Source organism: Capnocytophaga catalasegens, assembly GCF_026005215.1.
Taxonomy (GTDB): domain Bacteria; phylum Bacteroidota; class Bacteroidia; order Flavobacteriales; family Flavobacteriaceae; genus Capnocytophaga; species Capnocytophaga catalasegens.
In genome coordinates, this window is record NZ_BPMA01000005.1 from 1 (window position 1) to 18107 (window position 18107).

At 36.1% G+C, this 18107-nt stretch carries 23 protein-coding genes and 1 pseudogene; all 24 read left to right on the forward strand.

All coding sequences use genetic code 11. The features are described 5' to 3' along the window. The coding region (locus OO775_RS00960) for an MFS transporter (RefSeq protein WP_276584768.1) at window positions 1–1066 on the forward strand (1066 nt) is incomplete at its 5' end. Between the two features lie 54 nt (window positions 1067–1120). After that, entirely contained in the window at window positions 1121–2245 is a 1125-nt protein-coding gene (locus tag OO775_RS00965) for a DNA polymerase III subunit (protein WP_264845132.1), read from the forward strand. Between the two features lie 294 nt (window positions 2246–2539). Further along, window positions 2540–3007 carry a division/cell wall cluster transcriptional repressor MraZ gene (gene mraZ / locus OO775_RS00970; RefSeq protein ID WP_264845133.1) on the forward strand — a complete coding sequence of 156 codons (468 nt, stop codon included), beginning with the start codon at window positions 2540–2542 and terminating at the stop codon, window positions 3005–3007. After that, window positions 2988–3890, forward strand: a complete 903-nt coding sequence (gene rsmH, locus OO775_RS00975; RefSeq protein ID WP_264845134.1) for a 16S rRNA (cytosine(1402)-N(4))-methyltransferase RsmH — start codon at window positions 2988–2990, stop codon at window positions 3888–3890. Before mraZ ends, rsmH begins: the two co-directional genes overlap by 20 nt. Before the next feature lie 24 nt (window positions 3891–3914). Beyond that, a complete protein-coding gene (locus OO775_RS00980) occupies window positions 3915–4241 on the forward strand; it encodes an FtsL-like putative cell division protein (protein ID WP_264845135.1) in 327 nt (108 codons plus the stop codon). 32 nt (window positions 4242–4273) lie between these two features. After that, the gene (locus OO775_RS00985) at window positions 4274–6271 is read left to right on the forward strand and encodes a PASTA domain-containing penicillin-binding protein (protein ID WP_264845136.1); all 1998 of its coding nucleotides are present in this window, start codon (window positions 4274–4276) and stop codon (window positions 6269–6271) included. A 36-nt stretch (window positions 6272–6307) separates the two neighbouring features. Further along, a complete protein-coding gene (locus tag OO775_RS00990) occupies window positions 6308–7840 on the forward strand; it encodes a sulfatase family protein (protein WP_264845137.1) in 1533 nt (510 codons plus the stop codon). 446 nt (window positions 7841–8286) lie between these two features. Beyond that, entirely contained in the window at window positions 8287–8913 is a 627-nt protein-coding gene (locus OO775_RS00995; RefSeq protein WP_264845138.1) for a class I SAM-dependent methyltransferase, read from the forward strand. 96 nt (window positions 8914–9009) lie between these two features. Beyond that, window positions 9010–9555 (forward strand): cysteine hydrolase family protein, encoded by a 546-nt coding sequence (locus OO775_RS01000; protein ID WP_264845139.1) that lies wholly within the window; start codon window positions 9010–9012, stop codon window positions 9553–9555. 114 nt (window positions 9556–9669) lie between these two features. Continuing rightward, window positions 9670–10014, forward strand: a complete 345-nt coding sequence (locus OO775_RS01005) for a DUF4180 domain-containing protein (RefSeq protein WP_264845140.1) — start codon at window positions 9670–9672, stop codon at window positions 10012–10014. 9 nt (window positions 10015–10023) lie between these two features. Further along, complete coding sequence (locus OO775_RS01010; protein ID WP_264845141.1) at window positions 10024–10566, forward strand: DUF1697 domain-containing protein; 543 nt, start codon at window positions 10024–10026, stop codon at window positions 10564–10566. 126 nt (window positions 10567–10692) lie between these two features. After that, window positions 10693–10980 (forward strand): hypothetical protein, encoded by a 288-nt coding sequence (locus OO775_RS01015; RefSeq protein WP_264845142.1) that lies wholly within the window; start codon window positions 10693–10695, stop codon window positions 10978–10980. A 242-nt stretch (window positions 10981–11222) separates the two neighbouring features. Next, on the forward strand, window positions 11223–11753 hold the full coding sequence (locus OO775_RS01020; protein WP_264845143.1) for a hypothetical protein: 531 nt from the start codon (window positions 11223–11225) through the stop codon (window positions 11751–11753). A gap of 15 nt (window positions 11754–11768) precedes the next feature. Continuing rightward, entirely contained in the window at window positions 11769–11978 is a 210-nt protein-coding gene (locus tag OO775_RS01025) for a hypothetical protein (RefSeq protein ID WP_002687297.1), read from the forward strand. 115 nt (window positions 11979–12093) lie between these two features. Further along, on the forward strand, window positions 12094–12480 hold the full coding sequence (locus tag OO775_RS01030) for an HU family DNA-binding protein (protein WP_264845144.1): 387 nt from the start codon (window positions 12094–12096) through the stop codon (window positions 12478–12480). Window positions 12481–12615: 135 nt separating this feature from the next. Continuing rightward, complete coding sequence (locus tag OO775_RS01035) at window positions 12616–13023, forward strand: GNAT family N-acetyltransferase (protein ID WP_264845145.1); 408 nt, start codon at window positions 12616–12618, stop codon at window positions 13021–13023. Window positions 13024–13081: 58 nt separating this feature from the next. Further along, window positions 13082–13435 carry a VOC family protein gene (locus OO775_RS01040; protein ID WP_264845146.1) on the forward strand — a complete coding sequence of 118 codons (354 nt, stop codon included), beginning with the start codon at window positions 13082–13084 and terminating at the stop codon, window positions 13433–13435. 83 nt (window positions 13436–13518) lie between these two features. Beyond that, the gene (locus OO775_RS01045) at window positions 13519–14037 is read left to right on the forward strand and encodes a hypothetical protein (protein ID WP_264845147.1); all 519 of its coding nucleotides are present in this window, start codon (window positions 13519–13521) and stop codon (window positions 14035–14037) included. A gap of 27 nt (window positions 14038–14064) precedes the next feature. Beyond that, entirely contained in the window at window positions 14065–14418 is a 354-nt protein-coding gene (locus OO775_RS01050; protein WP_264845148.1) for a DUF4260 domain-containing protein, read from the forward strand. A 4-nt stretch (window positions 14419–14422) separates the two neighbouring features. After that, on the forward strand, window positions 14423–14869 hold the full coding sequence (locus OO775_RS01055; RefSeq protein ID WP_264845149.1) for a GyrI-like domain-containing protein: 447 nt from the start codon (window positions 14423–14425) through the stop codon (window positions 14867–14869). 27 nt (window positions 14870–14896) lie between these two features. Continuing rightward, the gene (locus OO775_RS01060) at window positions 14897–15442 is read left to right on the forward strand and encodes an NAD(P)H-dependent oxidoreductase (RefSeq protein ID WP_264845150.1); all 546 of its coding nucleotides are present in this window, start codon (window positions 14897–14899) and stop codon (window positions 15440–15442) included. A gap of 90 nt (window positions 15443–15532) precedes the next feature. Next, a pseudogene (locus OO775_RS14095) lies at window positions 15533–16009 on the forward strand (DinB family protein). A gap of 26 nt (window positions 16010–16035) precedes the next feature. Then, the gene (locus tag OO775_RS01075; RefSeq protein WP_264845153.1) at window positions 16036–16578 is read left to right on the forward strand and encodes a DUF1697 domain-containing protein; all 543 of its coding nucleotides are present in this window, start codon (window positions 16036–16038) and stop codon (window positions 16576–16578) included. Between the two features lie 12 nt (window positions 16579–16590). Next, window positions 16591–18048 carry a UDP-N-acetylmuramoyl-L-alanyl-D-glutamate--2,6-diaminopimelate ligase gene (locus OO775_RS01080; RefSeq protein ID WP_264845154.1) on the forward strand — a complete coding sequence of 486 codons (1458 nt, stop codon included), beginning with the start codon at window positions 16591–16593 and terminating at the stop codon, window positions 18046–18048. Window positions 18049–18107: the final 59 nt, after the last annotated feature.

Below are 18107 nucleotides of genomic sequence, written 5' to 3' on the forward strand. Positions count from 1 at the left end.
TTTGGTTTTGCTATTTAATCAAACAGGGCATTTCATCTCGGCATATGCTACCGGAGTTGTTGTAGGAGCTCCTGTTTTGGTGGCTCTTTCGTCCAAATATGCTCCAAAGAAAGTCTTATTAGTGTTGATGCTCTTATTTACCTTATTCAATGGTATTTCTTGTCTTATGCCCAATTACACTACATTTTTGTTGGCACGTTTTTTCTCAGGATTGCCTCACGGAGCTTTTTTTGGTGTGGGAGCAATTACAGCAAAATCATTAGCAACTAAAGGAAAAGAAGCTATGGCTATTTCGATTATGTTTGCAGGACTTACACTTGCCAATGTACTGATGGTACCTTTGCTCACTTATATTGGTAATGAATGGGGTTGGCGATTGGCTATGAGTGGAGTTGCTTTTTTGGGAATAGCTACTTTTCTTTCTATATATTTTTTCTTGCCTGATGTACAAATACAAAAAGAAATTGGAATAAAAGACGAAATACGATATTTTTTCAATCGTAGATCTTTGACAGTATTAGTGATTACTTCATTAGGCTGTGGAGGTCTTTTCGCTTGGCTCAGTTATATTCAACCTCTGATGCTTGAAGTGGCACAACTACGTATCAGTCAAATGCCTACTATAATGACGTTGGCTGGAACGGGAATGGTGGTTGGTAACTTATTTGGAGGTTGGCTTGCTGATAAAATACGTCCTATAAAAGCATCAATTATTATTTTGACATTACTTATTAGTACTCTTTTGATAGTTTTCTTCACGACTCACAATCCTATTATGGCATGGGTTTCTACCTTTTTGTGCGGAATAATGGCAATGTCTCTTGGTTCGCCACTGAATATGATTATGTTTCGTTCAGCGCCACAGTCTGAAATGATGGGGGCAGCTTTTATGCAGGCGGCTTTTAATATTGCCAATGCGTTAGGTGCTTTTCTGGGAGGAATTCCGCTTGATAACGGATATTCAGCGAATTATCCTTCATTAGTTGGAGCGTCAATGGCGTTATTAGGACTTATTATTTGTATTATTTTTTCGGCTCGAAGTGGTAAAAAACTCTATCCAAAATAGATTTTCGACTGATTTTATTTCGTATCTTTGCCTTTGTAATCAATCATTTTGATAATGACTTTTGAAAAAATACTGGGACATCAATCCGTCAAAAAATATCTACAAGAAAACATCGAAAATGGACGAATAGCACATGCGCAACTTTTTATAGGCGAAGAAGGCATTGGTGTATTGCCTATGGCGATTGCTTACGCTACACAAATTATTTGTTTGGAAGGTGATGAAAACACGCTACGCAAGTGCGAAAACCTCTCCCACCCCGATTTGCATTTTGCTTTCCCTACCGCTACCAATTCCAAAGTAAAAAAAGACCCTGTTAGCTCTCTTTTTATGGAAGAATGGCGTGGATTTGTTTCTGAAAATCCGTATGGAACTATTTTTGACTGGTATCAACATATTGGCATTGAAAACAAACAAGGCAATATGGGTGTTGCCGAAGCCAAAGAGATAACCGATAAACTTGCGCTTAAATCATTTGAAGGAGGTTACAAAGTAATGGTTATTTGGATGGCAGAACTAATGAATACCGAATGTGCCAACAAGCTACTTAAACTTTTGGAAGAACCCCCAGCAAAAACAATCTTCATTTTGGTTTCACAGAATGAACATCAAATCTTAACTACGATACTTTCTCGATGCCAAATTACTCGATTTTCTAAACTGGGCGATGCCACTATCAAAGAAGGACTTATGCAGAGAGGAATATCGACCAAGCAAGCTACAGCAATTGCTCTTCGAGCACAAGGTAATTACAAAAGAGCTTTAAATCTTCTTGAAAATCAGTCTGACGAAACAATTTTTGAAGAATGGTTTATTCGTTGGGTTCGTACAGCTTTCAGAGCCAAAGGCAATAAAGCCTCTATTTTAGGGCTTTTGCAATGGAGCGAGGAAATTTCTTCCAGAGGAAGAGAAATGCAAAAACAATTTTTAGATTATTGCTTAGAAATTTTCAGACAAGCACTTTTGCTCAATTATGGAGCTAATGAGTTGATTTATTCGCAGTTTCAAGATACGAGTTTTCAACTTGAGAAATTTGCTCCTTTTATCCATCATAACAATATTGAAGCTATTCAAAACGAAATAGAAACTGCCATTTATCATATTGAGCGCAATGGTAATGGTAAGGTCATTCTTACAGATTTATCCATCAAATTAACACGTCTTTTGCATACAAAATAAACAAAATCTACATTTTTCTGCTACTTTTTTGTGTATTTTGAAATATTCTAACTGAAAATATACACGAAAATCTATTTTCTTATTAGAAAAATTCCAGAAAAAAATTAAATTTTTTTTCTTTCAAATTATTAAGCTAGATTTTATCATAATAAGTCTGGTTGGTTTTGTTTTATAGAGTTTTACGCTAAATTTTATTTTACTTTTTAACAAAAAACAAAAACTTTTCAACAAAGTGGAAAAAAGTGGGAAAAAGTGGAATAAATATCATATCTTTGGGGCGTAATTTATAAAGAAATGATTACTTTTTTTGAAACATATCAATGTAAAGCTGATGCAAAAGGGCGTATTTCCTTGCCTTCGGGGTTGAAAAATATTCTTAATGACGTACTTGCCGAAGGTTTAGTTTTAAAACGCTCAGTGTTTAAACCTTGCATTGAACTTTACCCAATGAGCGAATGGAAAATGATTTTAGAAAAAATGAGCAAATTGAGTCAATTCAATCGAAAAAATCTAGATTTTATCCGCCGTTTTACAGCTGATGTCAAAGTTGTAGATGTGGATAATGCTGGGCGTTTTCTTATTCCAAAACATTTGTTTGATTTTGCTCAATTAGACAAAGATGTAGTGCTGGCTTCGACGATTACTTTTATCGAAATTTGGGATAAAAACCTTTATGAACAAGACATTAACAGTCTTGATGAGACAGAATTTATGCGTTTAACCGAAGAAATAATGGGTAACCATGCAGACGAATTATCATAAATCGGTATTGCTTCAAGAGAGTGTCGATGGGTTGAATATTCAACCTGATGGTGTATATGTTGATGTTACTTTCGGTGGAGGTGGTCATTCCCGAGAAATTTTAAATCGCTTAAATGAAAAAGGGAGACTCATCGCTTTTGACCAAGATAAAGACGCATTCAACAATGCTTTTGATGATTCTCGATTTATACTTATTCATCAGAATTTCAGATACTTAAAAAGATATTTACGTTTTTATGGATTTAAACAAGTTGATGGTGTATTAGGCGATTTTGGAGTGTCTTCTTATCAGTTTGATGAGCCAACTCGGGGTTTTTCAACCCGTTTTGATGGAGAACTTGATATGCGTATGAACCAAGACGAAACCACCTCGGCTCATACCATATTAAATAATTATGACCAAGAGGCACTCACTGATCTTTTTTTCAAATATGGCGAACTGAAAAATGCTCGTGCCATCGCACATCAAATTGTTTCAAAACGCAGTGAAAAAGAAATAAAAACAACACTTCAACTACAAGAAATTTTACAAAAATTTTTACCTAAACATAAGGAATTCAAAGTTTTAGCTCAAATATATCAAGCCATTCGTATTGAAGTAAATGACGAGATACGTGTTTTAGAAGAGTTTTTGTTACAACTCCCCGAAGTAGTAAAACAAGGCGGACGAATAAGTTTTATCAGCTATCATTCGTTAGAAGATAGACTAGTAAAACGTTTTATTCGTGATGGACAATTCGAAGGTGTGCCAGAGAAAGATTTTTACGGACATATCAATGTCCCTTTTAAAAAAGTAGGAAATTTAATCACTCCTTCCGAAATTGAAATAAAAGAAAATAATCGTGCGCGAAGTGCCAAATTACGAATTGGTGAGCGATTGTAAATTTAAAACAATATTTATATCCAAATGAAACGTATACGAGAAGAGCTTATAAAAATATTGAAAGTTGATTTCTTGGTAGGAGAATCTGCACTAAAAAACTGGACTATGATTCTCTTTGGAGTTTTGTTAGCCATTGTAATGATTTTCAGTTCGCACCTAATCGAACAAAAAGTTCATACGATTGCTAAACTCAACAATGAAGTAAAAGAATTACAAAGTGAATTTGTTGATGTACGTTCAAAACTTCAACGTATTCGATTAGAATCCAAGGTGTTAGAATCATTAAAAGAAAGTGGGTTGAAACAATCAGAGACACCTCCACACAAAATAAAAGTCATCATAAAAAAATAGAAAAATCTAAAAGATTCAGAAAATAATATTGTATGGAAATACAAAAAGATAAAGGTATTAGCGGACGAACATTTTTTATTGCTATTTTGTTCTTGGCTTTTGCTATTGCTATTGGGGTAAAACTCATCAATGTATTTGCCAATGGCGACCAATATGCTCAATTGGCAAAAGAAAGTACCATACAAGAGTTCAAAATAGAACCCAATCGAGGAAATTTGTATTCCGATGATGGAAGCCTTTTGGCTACTTCGGTTACGCGTTTTGACATTCGTTTTGATGCAAAAACTCCTTCGAACAAAAATTTTGAAAAACTGATAAATCCGTTAAGTGATTCGCTGGCAAAAGTGCTTCCTGAATCTGTTTCATATTATAAAAATTTGCTTCGTAAAGCTCGCAAGACAAACAATCGATATTTGTTACTTGCACGTGACTTAGGATATAGTGATTACATACGTATTAAACGATTTCCGTTACTAAATCTGGGGGCATACAAAGGAGGGTTAATTGTAGAACAACGAACTACACGCGAATATCCGTTAGGAGGTATCGCTCATCGAAGTGTTGGATATGTTCGACAAGATGAAGAAGGAAATTATACACGTGTAGGATTAGAAGGGGCTTTTGATAAATATTTGGCAGGAATAGAAGGCAGACGCCTCAAACAAAAAATTGCCAAAGGTCAATGGAAACCCATCAATGATAATAATGAAATTGACCCAAAAGATGGATATGATGTTGTTTCAACTATAAACATTAATATTCAAGATATTGCTCATCACGCTCTTTTAAAACAACTCGAAACCTATAAAGCTGACCACGGATGTGCGGTAGTGATGGAAGTAAATACAGGTGAAATAAAAGCCATTTCTAATTTAGGTAGAAATTCCAGAGGTATGTATTATGAACGATTGAATTATGCCATTGGCGAAACACACGAACCTGGATCAGTTTTTAAAGTCGCTGCCTTAGTTGCCGCCTTGGAAGAAGCTACTATTGATACAAGCTACGTTGTTGATACTCAAAATGGAAAAATTTCTTTTTATGGAAAAGACGTAAAAGATTCTAACGGAAAAGGATATGGGAAAATTTCTCTTTCCAAAGCCATTGAAATATCATCTAACACAGCTATTGTTCAAGTAATACACGATTTGTTTCACAAAAATCCAAAAAAATTTGTCAATAAACTCAATCAAATGCATCTGAACAAACCCTTAGGATTGCCTATTATCGGTGAAGGAAAACCAAAAATCCCGCAACCAAATAGTAAGGAATGGAGCGGAATTGCTTTAGAATGGATGGCTTTTGGTTACGGATTAGAAATGACTCCTTTACAAATTCTTACTTTCTACAATGCTATTGCCAACAATGGTGTAATGGTAAAACCTCGAATGATTAAAGAAGTAAAAGAATGGAATAAAACCATTGAAAAATTTGATGTTGAAATAACAAATAATAAAATTTGTTCTGAAGAAACTGTATCAAAAATGAAAAAGATTTTGGAAAATGTCGTAAAAAACGGAACCGGAAAAAGTTTGTATTCACCCAATTTTTCTATGGCTGGCAAAACAGGAACGGCACAGAAAAATTACGATGATAAATCAAAACTTGGATATATCTCTTCTTTTGCTGGCTTTTTCCCTGCCGATATTCCCAAGTACTCGTGTATTGTTGTGATTCATAACCCCGACAAATCTATTGGATATTATGGAGCCGATGTTTCAGGTCCTGTTTTCAAAAGTATTGCACAGAAAATCTATACTAATTCACTTTTGATTGACACTATTGATGATGTAGAAAAATCATCTGCTAATACTGACAAAGATTATAATAAATATTATGACATCTCTAATCGATACAAAACTATAATGCCCAATTTACAGGGAATGAGTGCTATGGATGCCATTTCTATTTCAGAAAATTTAGGGCTTCGAGTAAGCATTTTGGGTAAAGGCAAAGTGATAAATCAATCCCTACCAAGTGGTCAAAAAGTACGAAAAGGAGAAAGTGTCGTTTTAACTTTGGGAAGTTAAGGTTTCTATAAACAAACGTTCAAAAGATATAAAAAAATGAAAAATCATTGGGCAAAAATAGCAATTTGTTGTTTGTTTCTTTTCTTTTTCAGTTGTAAATCAACAGGAAATATAGAAAAGAAGGCAATGTCGCCCAACGTGATTTTGATTTACACCGATGATTTAGGTTATGGCGACATAAGTTCTTACGGGGGAGCGGTTTCCACGCCACATATTGACCGATTAGCGGATTACGGTGTGCGACATACCAACGCTTATGCCGCCGCTTCCACTTGTACGCCATCTCGATATACCTTACTTACAGGCGAATATGCGTGGCGAAAGAAAGGGCGTGGCGTGGTAGATGGTGATGCGGTGGCATTGATTCCAGCAGGAAAACAAACCGTAGCGAGTCTATTCAAAAAGGCAGGTTACGCAACGGCTGCTGTGGGCAAATGGCATTTGGGATTGGGAGATGAAAATGGAATTGATTGGAATACAACTATTTTCAACGCACCTGAAGATATTGGTTTTGACGAAAGTTTCATAATGCCAGCTACTTCTGACAGAGTACCTTGTGTATATGTTCAGAATCGAAAAGTGCTGAATTTAGATGCAAATGACCCTATTTCAGTGAATTATAATCACAAAATCGGGAATTTTCCTACAGGAAAAGAGAATCCTAATTTGTTGAAAATGAATTATTCACACGGACACGATATGACTATTGTCAACGGTATCAGTCGCATAGGGTATCAGTCAGGCGGAGCGAGTGCTTTGTGGAAAGATGAAGACATCGCTGATGATTTTGTTCGTGAATCGAAGAAATTTATTATCAAAAATCGTCAAAATCCTTTCTTTTTGTATCTGGCAACCAATAATATACACGTTCCGCGAATGCCCCACCCGCGTTTTCAAGGCAAATCAGCACAAGGATTGCGAGGAGATGCCATTTTGGAGTTAGACGAAATAGTGGGAAATATCGTCCAAACACTTGATAGTTTGAAGATTACAGAAAATACTATCATTATATTTTCAAGTGATAACGGAGCTGTTCTTGATGATGGATATGCAGATGAAGCGGTTGAAAAGGCAGGAAATCACAATCCGTTTGGAGGATTTCGAGGTGGAAAATATAGCGTATATGAAGCAGGAACACGCGTACCGATGATTGTTTCGTGGAAAGGAAAAATTAAAAAACAAACCTCTGTGGCATTGGTAAGTCAGGTGGATTTTATCGGTTCGATAAGTGAATTTTTAAGAATTCCGTTTGACGAAAAACAAGCGTTAGATTCTGAAAGTCAATGGAATGCTTGGATGGGTAACGATTCCAAAGGGCGAAAAGTAGTAGTGCAAGAAGCCATAAGACACGTACTTTCGATAATTCAAGAAGATTTCAAATATATCGAACCGACAGAAAGTACAATGAAAACGGCTTGGCAAACAGGCATTGAAACGGGATTTTCACTAGAGCCACAACTTTACAATCTTAAAGAAGATATTGGCGAAACAAAAAACATAGCAACTGATAATCCTGAAATACTGAAAGATTTACAAAAAGAATTGGAAAATATCAGGTTAAAAAAATGAAAATGATGTAATGAAAAGTGCCCTTTGTCAGACTGAATGAAGTCTGACATTGAAAACTATCATTATACTGACTTATATCCAAAACGGAAATTTCGTGCTAAAAAGCAATTTTTTCAGTGGAGGAAATTCGTTTAAAAGTTCATTGACATATTGAGAAAAATATCGGAGCAAATTTGTCTGTAACAATAAAAAAAGCCGATGCGATGAAGCGGATTTAGCTAAGTCCCTTTTTCGATAACTTTGTACAAAATGCGTAGTTTTTACGCTTTTAATAATGAGTTGGATTTTTCTTCGGTACAATATATTGAAAAATAGTTATTTACCGAAGAAAAGTTCGCTCATATATCCCAATATAATGTATTATGTATTTGCCAAAAGATACCAGCCGAGGCAAATTCAACACCAATTTTTGAAGAAAACATCAAAAACCAATAATCCCCAAACCTATGAATCAAAAAAACTGGATTGACAAGTGGAATCACAATTTCCAAAACAAAGAATATGTATATGGCAAGTTGCCCAATGTGTTTTTGAAGGAACAACTCGACTTGCTCCCTGCCCAAAACATTCTTTTTGCCGCAGAAGGCGAGGGACGAAATGCCGTGTATGCCGCTCAAAAAGGTTGGCAAGTTACCGCTTTTGACATCAGCGAGGAAGGACGCAAAAAGGCTTTCCAACTGGCAAACGAAGCTGCGGTAAGCATTGATTATCAGGTGGGAGAATTGCTCAATTTGGATTTCTCCGACCAAAAGTTTGAAGTCTTAGCATTGATTTATGCCCATTTTCCTGCCGAAATAAAATCGGACTATCACCAGCGATTGGCTCGATTAGTATCCGAAAATGGCATCGTGATTTTTGAGGCATTCAGCAAAAAACATTTGCCCTACCGCGAGAAAAATCCCAAAGTGGGAGGCCCTGCCGACGAAGCCTCGTTGTTTTCTATCGAAGAACTAAAAGCAGATTTCTCCGATTTTGAGTTTCTCTATTTGGAAGAACGCGAAATTGAACTCAGCGAAGGACTTTTTCACAACGGCAAAGGCTCTGTGATTCGATTTGTAGCGAAAAAGAAATAACATCTTAAACAACGAAAAAATGAAACATATCAAATACATTATTTTTGCATTTACACTTTCTGTAATAAGTGCTTACGGACAAAAAAAGTAAATAAAATGAATACAGCATTAGTAATTATCGACATTCAAAATGATTATTTTAAGGAAGGAGCAATGCCTCTGAATAATCCCGAACAAACAAGTGCCAACGCTAAAAAATTGTTACAAGATTTTAGAAGTAAAAAAATGCCCATTATCCACATTCAGCACATTGCCACCCGTGCCGACGCTACTTTCTTTTTGCCCAATACCAAAGGAGCAGAAATCCATTTAGATGTTGCTCCACAAAAAGGAGAAAAGGTCATTACCAAGCATTTCCCTAATAGTTTCAGAAATACGGAACTTTTGGAATATCTGAAATCTCAAAAGATAGAAAAGCTGGTTATATGTGGAATGATGACCCATATGTGCATTGATGCCACCACCCGAGCTGCGAAGGATTTTGGCTTTGAAAATATCGTAGTGGGCGATGCTTGTGCTACCCGCGACCTTGTACATAATGGCGAAAAAGTGGCTGCTCACGAAGTACAAAAGGCTTTTCTTTCCGCTCTGAATTATTTTTATGCCAAAGTGATAACCACCGAAGAATTTTTATTTGAGTAATTGCATTGAACAAATAGAAAAGTATTATTAAAAGAAAAAATATTACCTTTGTTAGTGTCGAGAGAAGCAAAGTGTTTCTCAGTATAATGTTTAATTTTTAAATACTTATAAAGAATGCAAGTAAAAACACATACAATCGAAAATATAAAAATAGCAGAGATAATCTCGGAAGATATTTTTTTAAGTTCGGTAGAAGATGCTTTGAATCTCATTGGTAATTTTTCGTATCAAGGATTTGATAAAGTAATTATATACGAGAAGAATATCACACCAAATTTCTTCGACTTGAAAACCAAAATAGCAGGTGATATTTTGCAAAAATTCGTACAATACAGAATGTCTTTAATTATTATTGGTGATTTTTCAAAGTACGAAAGTAAAAGTTTGAAAGATTTCATTTTTGAAAGCAATAAAGGGGAAAGAATTAACTTTTTAAGTTCAATTTCAGAAGTAATTTAAACAAAAAAAATGAAATCATATATCGTATTGCTCAGAGGCGTAACGCCCACAGGAAAAAACAAAATTCCGAGTATGACTTTTCTGAAAGAAATTTTAGAAAAAGGCGGTTTTGTGAATGTAAAAACCTATATCCAAAGCGGAAATATTGTATTACAAACGGAGCTTTCCCCTGTGGAAGTGAGTGGGAAAGTACATCAACTCATCAAGGAAAACATTGGGGCAGAACTCCCTGTGATGGTGAAAACCGCTGAGGAAATTAAACAGGTCTTGAGCGAAAATCCGTTTACGGAAAACCACGATATTAAGCGTGTTTTCTTTACCCTTTTTAACGATGAGCTATCGCAATCATTGGCAAACGAACTCAAAACGCAAGATTTCGGAGAAGAAAAATTCGATTTCACATCCCGAGCGATGTATATGTATTTGCCCAAAGATGCCAGTCGCACCAAACTGAATAACAATTTTTTGGAAAAGAAACTAAAAATCATTGCTACTACACGCAATTTCAATACATTGAGTAAGTTGGTGGAAATGGTGGAAAATGGAAATTGATTCGTAACATTGTAGGAACAGGACAAGTCCTATCCGTATAGTAATTTGAATATATTCTGTCCGTACAATTTGTGAAAACCTTCATTTTTTTCTATTTTTGCCATCTTAATTTAACATTTATTAGTTATGACAGAAAAAGAGACAAATGAGTATGGAGGTTTACTCAAAAAGGATCCAAAATTAGGTGTTTTAGTACTAATTCTTATCGGGGTGGGGTTTCTATGGTATGCGTTTAAAACTTATAACGATTTGACCCTTTGGGAGCAAGAGGGTGGCACTCGTCCGATGCCTCGTATTTTTGCAATAATATACGATGTGGCAGGTATTTGGGGTGTTGTTTCACTTATGATAGCTGGTGGGGTATTTTTTCTGCATCAAGCATATCAGGCATATAATAAGTTGATAAAAAAATAATGATGTAAAAAAATGGTAGTTGCCAGTTTATCAAAAATCGTTTTCGGGCTGGTTTTATTTTTTACACATATACAGGTAATTGATTAAGGAACGGATATATCTGTTCCTTAGTTTATCACTGAGGAAAGAGTCATTATGTAAAATTCTTTCGCAAGGACAGGAAGTGTCCTATCTGTACAATCATTAAATAGAGCAAATATCTCTTTCTTACGGAAGACAACAGAAATTAAATACAATCACTTATGAATAAAATAATAAAAAATATCATTATAGGCTTTTCAGCATTGGGTTTGATGGCGTGTTCGGAGGAAAAACTCACTACCTTTAAAACCTATGACGAGCAATTTACTTTTGAACTGAGCAACCACTTTAAAAAACACAAGCCCGAAGACCTTAACTTTTTCGACAATGGTAAGTATCGTATTGAAATAGATGCCGCATTCAAGTCTAATCAGGCGTGGAAAAATCAGTTTGAGGAATTCCGTAGCGACCCTAAACGCAAATATAGAAACTCGTCCTTTATGACCTTTGAACGCATTGAAGTGCCTGTTAATAACGACAACAGCTACCCTATAATGGCTTTTTTTGGAAACGGAAAAGACCGCAGTATTCTTTTACCCAAATACTTTGAGGGCTATTTCTTTATGGTAGAAACACCTCGCCATTTTGTGAAAATTACCCTCAAACATACCGCAAGAAGCACCAATGCAATCAATAAAGATAAGGCATTAAGCTATCTTATCCCAATGCTAAAAAGTTTCAAAGAACAATAAATCTGGCTGATTATAATGCAATTTTTACTTAAAATATTACCCTCTTTGCTCAAAATAGTGGCGTGTGTATATATCATCTATATTTTTATTGTAGAAAAAGGATTGCGAAGACACAGCCCTATCAACTGGGAAACGCTAATGATGCTCGGCATTATGATATGGCTTGTTGTTATTATCTCTGATGCTTGGAAAGATATTAAGATGCAATGGCAAAAAAGGAAATAAACCTTTATAAAAATGAAAATCAATGCTGTATAATGCTTAAAAATACTATCTTTGTTAGCCATAGGATATACAAGGTATTCCTTAATGAATGTATAATCTCTAAATATTTTCAATTATGAGCATCAAGTACAAAGTTATTGAGAAAGGGCAACCGGGCGTTGCCGGAGGCGGAACCAAAAAGTTTTATGCCAATGTAGTAACCGAAGGAGAGCTATCGGTAGATGATTTGGTAAAGCAAATCGAAAAGTTTTCCGCTCTTAGTGAGGCGGACATTCGCGGGGTGATTATCGCTTTGGAAAATGTAATTCAGCAAGGATTAGCCGATAGCAAAATCATTCGTTTGGAAAAATTGGGCAGTCTTTACCCTACACTCAGCAGTAATGGTGTGGAAACCGAAAAAGATTTTACCACACATCAGATTAAATCCGTGGGGGTAAATTATCGCCCCGGAACCCGCATCATAGCGGCAATGAAAGAGGCAGGTTTTGAAAAGAAAAAATAGTTTTCAGAAAAACCTGCGGTAGTATCCCAAAAAACCAAGCGTGGTTTCACCCAAAACCACGCTTGGTTTCACTCAAAACCTGCGGTGTTTTTTTTATGAAGGAAAGTAAGGTTTAAATTTTTAAAAAGTAAGGATATGAAACCAATTATTTACAAAACAACTGAAATCCCTGATGTAGAACAAATTATTGCGGTCTACAAAAGTTCGGGTATCGTGCGACCCACCGCAGATAAAAAGCGGATAGAGCGAATGTATGCCAACTCCAATGTGATAATTACGGCGTGGCACGACAACCAGCTGATAGGTGTGGCTCGTGCATTGACGGATTTCGCTATCTGTTGTTACCTTTCCGACCTTGCTGTACGAAAAGAGTACCAAGGGCAAGGCATTGGAAAACAACTAATTGAAGAAGTAAAAAAAGTAATTGGCACCACATCAGAAATCTCACTTTTATTGCTTTCTGCTCCCAATGCAATGGAATATTATCCAAAAATTGGTTTTAATAAAATAGAAAACGGATTTATTATCAAAAGAAAGAGTTAATTATTTAATAATCAGTTTAATACATTTAAAAATAGATTTTAATTAAAAAAAATAAATTATGAATTACGACAATTTTTTTCTTCCTGCGGAAGATTTTGAGAAAAGCAAATATTTTTTTGCTGATGTTTTGGGTTTGGAAATCAAATTTGATTTCTCCCAAATGGGAATGATTGCCTTTAAAGTGGGCAATGAAGAGGCTGCTATTATCTTAAAAGACAAGAAAAAATTTCCGAATGTGAAACCTACCATTTGGCTGGAAGTAGATAATGTAACGGAAGTGTACGAAGATTTAAAAACAAAAGGCATTACATTTTTGACACCTCCTTTTCAGATAAAAACAGGTTGGGCGGTAGAGTTTTTAGACCCATCAGGCAATGTAATGGGTTTTACGGATTATCTTACAAACCCTTAAAAATTTAGCTTTTGTCCGAAAATTGGTTTTAAGAAAATAGAAAACGGATTTATCATCAAAAGAAAAAGCTAAATACTTAAAAAATGAATAAAACCACAAAACTTTGGCTGTATTTTATCATCACAATGTCGGTGTACTTACTGATGGTTTTTATTACTATCCCCACACTGAATCGCCTTGCCAACGGATTGGAAATCATTGATGTCCTTCCCTTTTACGATGGCGAATATGTGGTGCGTCTTTTGGAATATTTAGAAAGTGAGGGCAGACATTACTATCTGTACAAGCAATTACCTGTGGATATGATATACCCGCTACTTTATGCCTTTACTTACAGACGGATATTAAAGCATTTCATTGATAAATTGGACTTCAAAAGGGTAAGATGGGTGGTCTTTTTACCCATTGTAGCGGCAGTGTTTGATTATTTGGAAAATATCGGTTTTGGCATATCGCTCTATCGTTTTCCGTCGCTTTCGGATACGATTTTATCGGCATTGCCTTTTTTCAGTCTGCTAAAAACCCTTTTTGTGGTGCTGTATCTGTTGGCATTTTTCGGATTGGGAATTATGGTTTTGGTGAGAAGAAAGAAAAAAATATAAAAATAAATCATCATAAAAAGGTAAATTATGCAAACACTTTTAAAATTAGAATACATCGCTCTTTTTCTGTTGGGCGTTGTGATGTTTGGGCAATCAGAATACGAATGGTGGTGGTTTTTAGTGCTATTCTTCGTGCCTGATTTGTCTATGGTTGGCTATTTGGTAAATCCTAAAATTGGGGCAATGTTTTATAATTTTGCACATCACTTCGGGACGGCTGTTATTGTTTTTATATTAGGTAAGTACTTATCTATAAATGAATTGACATTGGCAGGAGGTATTCTCCTAGCTCATTCGGCTTTTGATAGAATCTTAGGCTTTGGACTCAAATACAGCGATGATTTTAAAAATACACATTTGGGAAAAATTGGAAAAAAATAAAAATATGACACACGAATTTAAAATTATAGGCATAGCGGTACGCACAACCAATGCCAACGGACAAGCCGCAACAGATTTGGGCAAACTTTGGGGACAATTTATGAGCGACACCATTTCAAAAATCTCGAATACCATTTCCGAAGAAATTATCGCCATTTACACCGATTATGAAAGTGATTATCAAGGAGCTTATACCGCGATTATCGGGAAGAAAGTCAGTTCGTTAGACGAAATTCCAAACGGAATGATTGGGCGAGAATTTCCTGCTACAAAGTTTCAGAAATTCATTGCCAAAGGAGAAATGCCCAATGCCGTTATGCAGACTTGGAAAACCATTTGGGAACAAGATGAAGTGCTGAATCGTGCCTACCAGTACGATTTTGAAGTGTATGGTGAAAAATCCCAAAACGGCAGTGAGTCCGAAGTGGAGATTTTTGTTTCGGTGAAGTAAAATTATATAACTCTTAAAAATACAAAAATGAAAAAAACACTTATCATTGTGGCTCATCCCAATATGGAGGCTTCTACTGTGCATAAATGTTGGGTTACTGAATTAGAAAAATATCCCAATCACTACACCATTCACCGATTGTATCAGGCGTACCCTGAGGGAAAAATCGATGTTCAAAAGGAACAAAACCTAGTTGAAGCTCACGGAAATTTAGTTTTACAATTTCCCGTGTATTGGTTTAATTGTCCGCCTTTACTCAAACAATGGCTTGATGAAGTTTTTACTTATGGCTGGGGTTATGGCTCTCAGGCACAAGCACTTGTCAATCGCAAAATAGCCTTGGCTGTTTCTACGGGAATTGATAAAGAAGGATATAGCCATAGTGGGAAACAAAAATATACCATAGAAGAAACCTTGCGTCCGTTTGAAATGACAATGGATTATGTAAAAGCAGATTATCAGCCTCTTTTTGTTTTTTATGGAATTGATTCTAATGAAGGTTATAATCCAGAGACTTTACAAAGAGTTGCTCAAAGTGCAAAAGATTATATCGTTTTCTTAGAGAAAATGTAAAAAAAAAAATCGAGCGTATGAGCGAATTATTAGATAGAAAATAAAACAATGAGATAAAATACTGATTTTTAAATTTATAAAAAAATAAAAATGCAAAATTTCATTATTACATCAGACGAATGGTTTGTTGAGTGGGAAGAAAATCGTCGATTGACTCGAAAAGTCATTGAGGCTTTTCCAGAAAAAGAATTATTCAGTTATTCCATCGGTGGAATGCGAACTTTTGCTGAGTTGGTTGGTGAGCTTATCCAATTGGCAGTGGAGGGAACACAACAATTAGCTGAAAATAAACCTTTCCCGCTTGATAGAAATAAACGAGATTTCGGAAAAACCAAAGCAGAATTATTAAACTCTTGGGACAAAGCAACTGAACAAATTGCTGAAAATTAGAAAAAAATTCCACAAGAAATGTTTCGTCAGAGAATTAACATTTATGGGAAATTAGATTTTATGGGCTGGAAAGATTTGTTATACTTTTACGAAAACGAAATTCATCACCGCGGACAAGGTTATGTATATTTGCGTTCGTTGGGGATTGAACCTCCTTCATTTGTTGATAGAAGTTAATTGAATTTGAAATTGAAATAAAACCAATGAACACCTATATCGTCCTTTTGCGTGGTGTGATGCCCACAGGGAAAAACAAAATTCCGAGTATGACTTTTCTGAAAGAAATTTTAGAAAAAGGCGGTTTTGTGAATGTAAAAACCTATATCCAAAGCGGAAATATTGTATTACAAACGGAGCTTTCCCCTGTGGAAGTGAGTGGGAAAGTACATCAACTCATCAAGGAAAACATTGGGGCAGAACTCCCTGTGATGGTGAAAACCGCTGAGGAAATCAAACAGGTCTTGAACGAAAATCCGTTTACGGAAAACCACGATATTAAGCGTGTTTTCTTTACCCTTTTTAACGATGAGCTTTCGCAATCATTGGCAAACGAACTCAAAACGCAAGATTTCGGAGAAGAAAAATTTGATTTCACACCCCGAGCGATGTATATGTATTTGCCCAAAGATGCCAGTCGCACCAAACTGAATAACAATTTTTTGGAAAAGAAACTAAAAATCATTGCTACTACACGCAATTTCAACACATTAACAAAGTTAGTGGAAATGGCGGAGGAAAATATATAAACAACTGAAACTATGAACCTAAAAGATATATTACAAAACATAGAAATCATCTCCCTTTCGGGGGAAATCAATACCGAAGTAGGTAACTTGGTGCAAGACTCGCGGTTAATACAGCAAGGCGATGTATTCATTGCTATAAAAGGCACCACATCGGATGGGCATCAATTCATCAAAAAAGCAATCGAAAAGGGAGCGAAAGTCATCGTTTGCGAGGAAATTCTGCAAGAAACTATTTCGGAAATCGTTTACATAAAAGTAAAGGATACCTCTTCGGCTTTGGCAACGATGGCTTCCAATTTCTACGGAAATCCTTCCGAAAAACTCAAATTAGTAGGTATTACAGGAACAAACGGAAAGACCACTACCACGAGTTTGCTGTACCAATTGTTCAGAAAAGTAGGATACAAAGTCGGACTGATTTCTACCATTGCCATTTATGTTGATGATGAAAAATTCGACACGATAAACACCACGCCTGATATTCTTACATTGAATAAATATCTGAAAATGATGGTCGATGCAGGTTGCGAATATTGTTTTATGGAAGTGAGTTCGCACGGCGTGGAGCAACGACGCATCGAAGGATTGCACTTTGCAGGGGGCGTATTTACGAACCTCACACACGACCATTTGGACTATCACGGAACGTTTGCGGCATATCGCGATGCCAAAAAGAAATTTTTCGACCAATTGCCCAAAACGGCTTTTGTCCTGACAAATGTTGATGACAAAAACGGCAGTGTGATGCTACAAAACACCAAAGCCCAAAAGAAATTGTACGCTTTGAAAACAATGGCAGATTATCGTTTGCAGATTTTGGAAAATCAGTTTTCGGGCTTGGTGCTCAAAATAGACGGACAGGAAGTTTGGACGAACCTCATTGGGCAGTTCAACGCCTATAATCTGTTGGCGGTTTATGCCGTTGCCGATTTGCTCGGAATCGAAAAAATGCAGAACCTAACCGCTTTGAGTACGTTGCAGTCGGTGGGCGGACGATTTCAGTATTTTGTATCAAAAGACAAAATCACCGCGATTGTGGATTATGCCCACACACCCGACGCCTTGCAAAATGTGTTAGACACCATCAACAACATACGCACCAAAAACGAACAACTCATCACGGTAGTGGGATGTGGAGGAAATCGCGACAAGAGCAAACGCCCTATAATGGCGGACATCTCAACTAAGGAAAGTACGCGAGTGATTTTCACTTCGGATAATCCGCGAGACGAAGACCCACAAACGATTTTGGAAGAAATGGAGGCAGGGGTTTCGGCAGAGCATTACAAAAAGTTTGTTACCATAACCGACCGCCGTCAGGCAATAAAAACCGCTTGTCAGTTTGCCCAATCAGGCGATATTATCCTCATTGCCGGCAAAGGACACGAAACCTATCAAGAAGTAAAAGGCGTTCGCACCCATTTTGATGATATGGAGGAGGTTAAGAAATATCTAGTGACAACAAATTAAAAAGTGAAATTAATATATGAGTAATAAAAATTGTAAAGTTGATATAGTTAAAGTTTCAG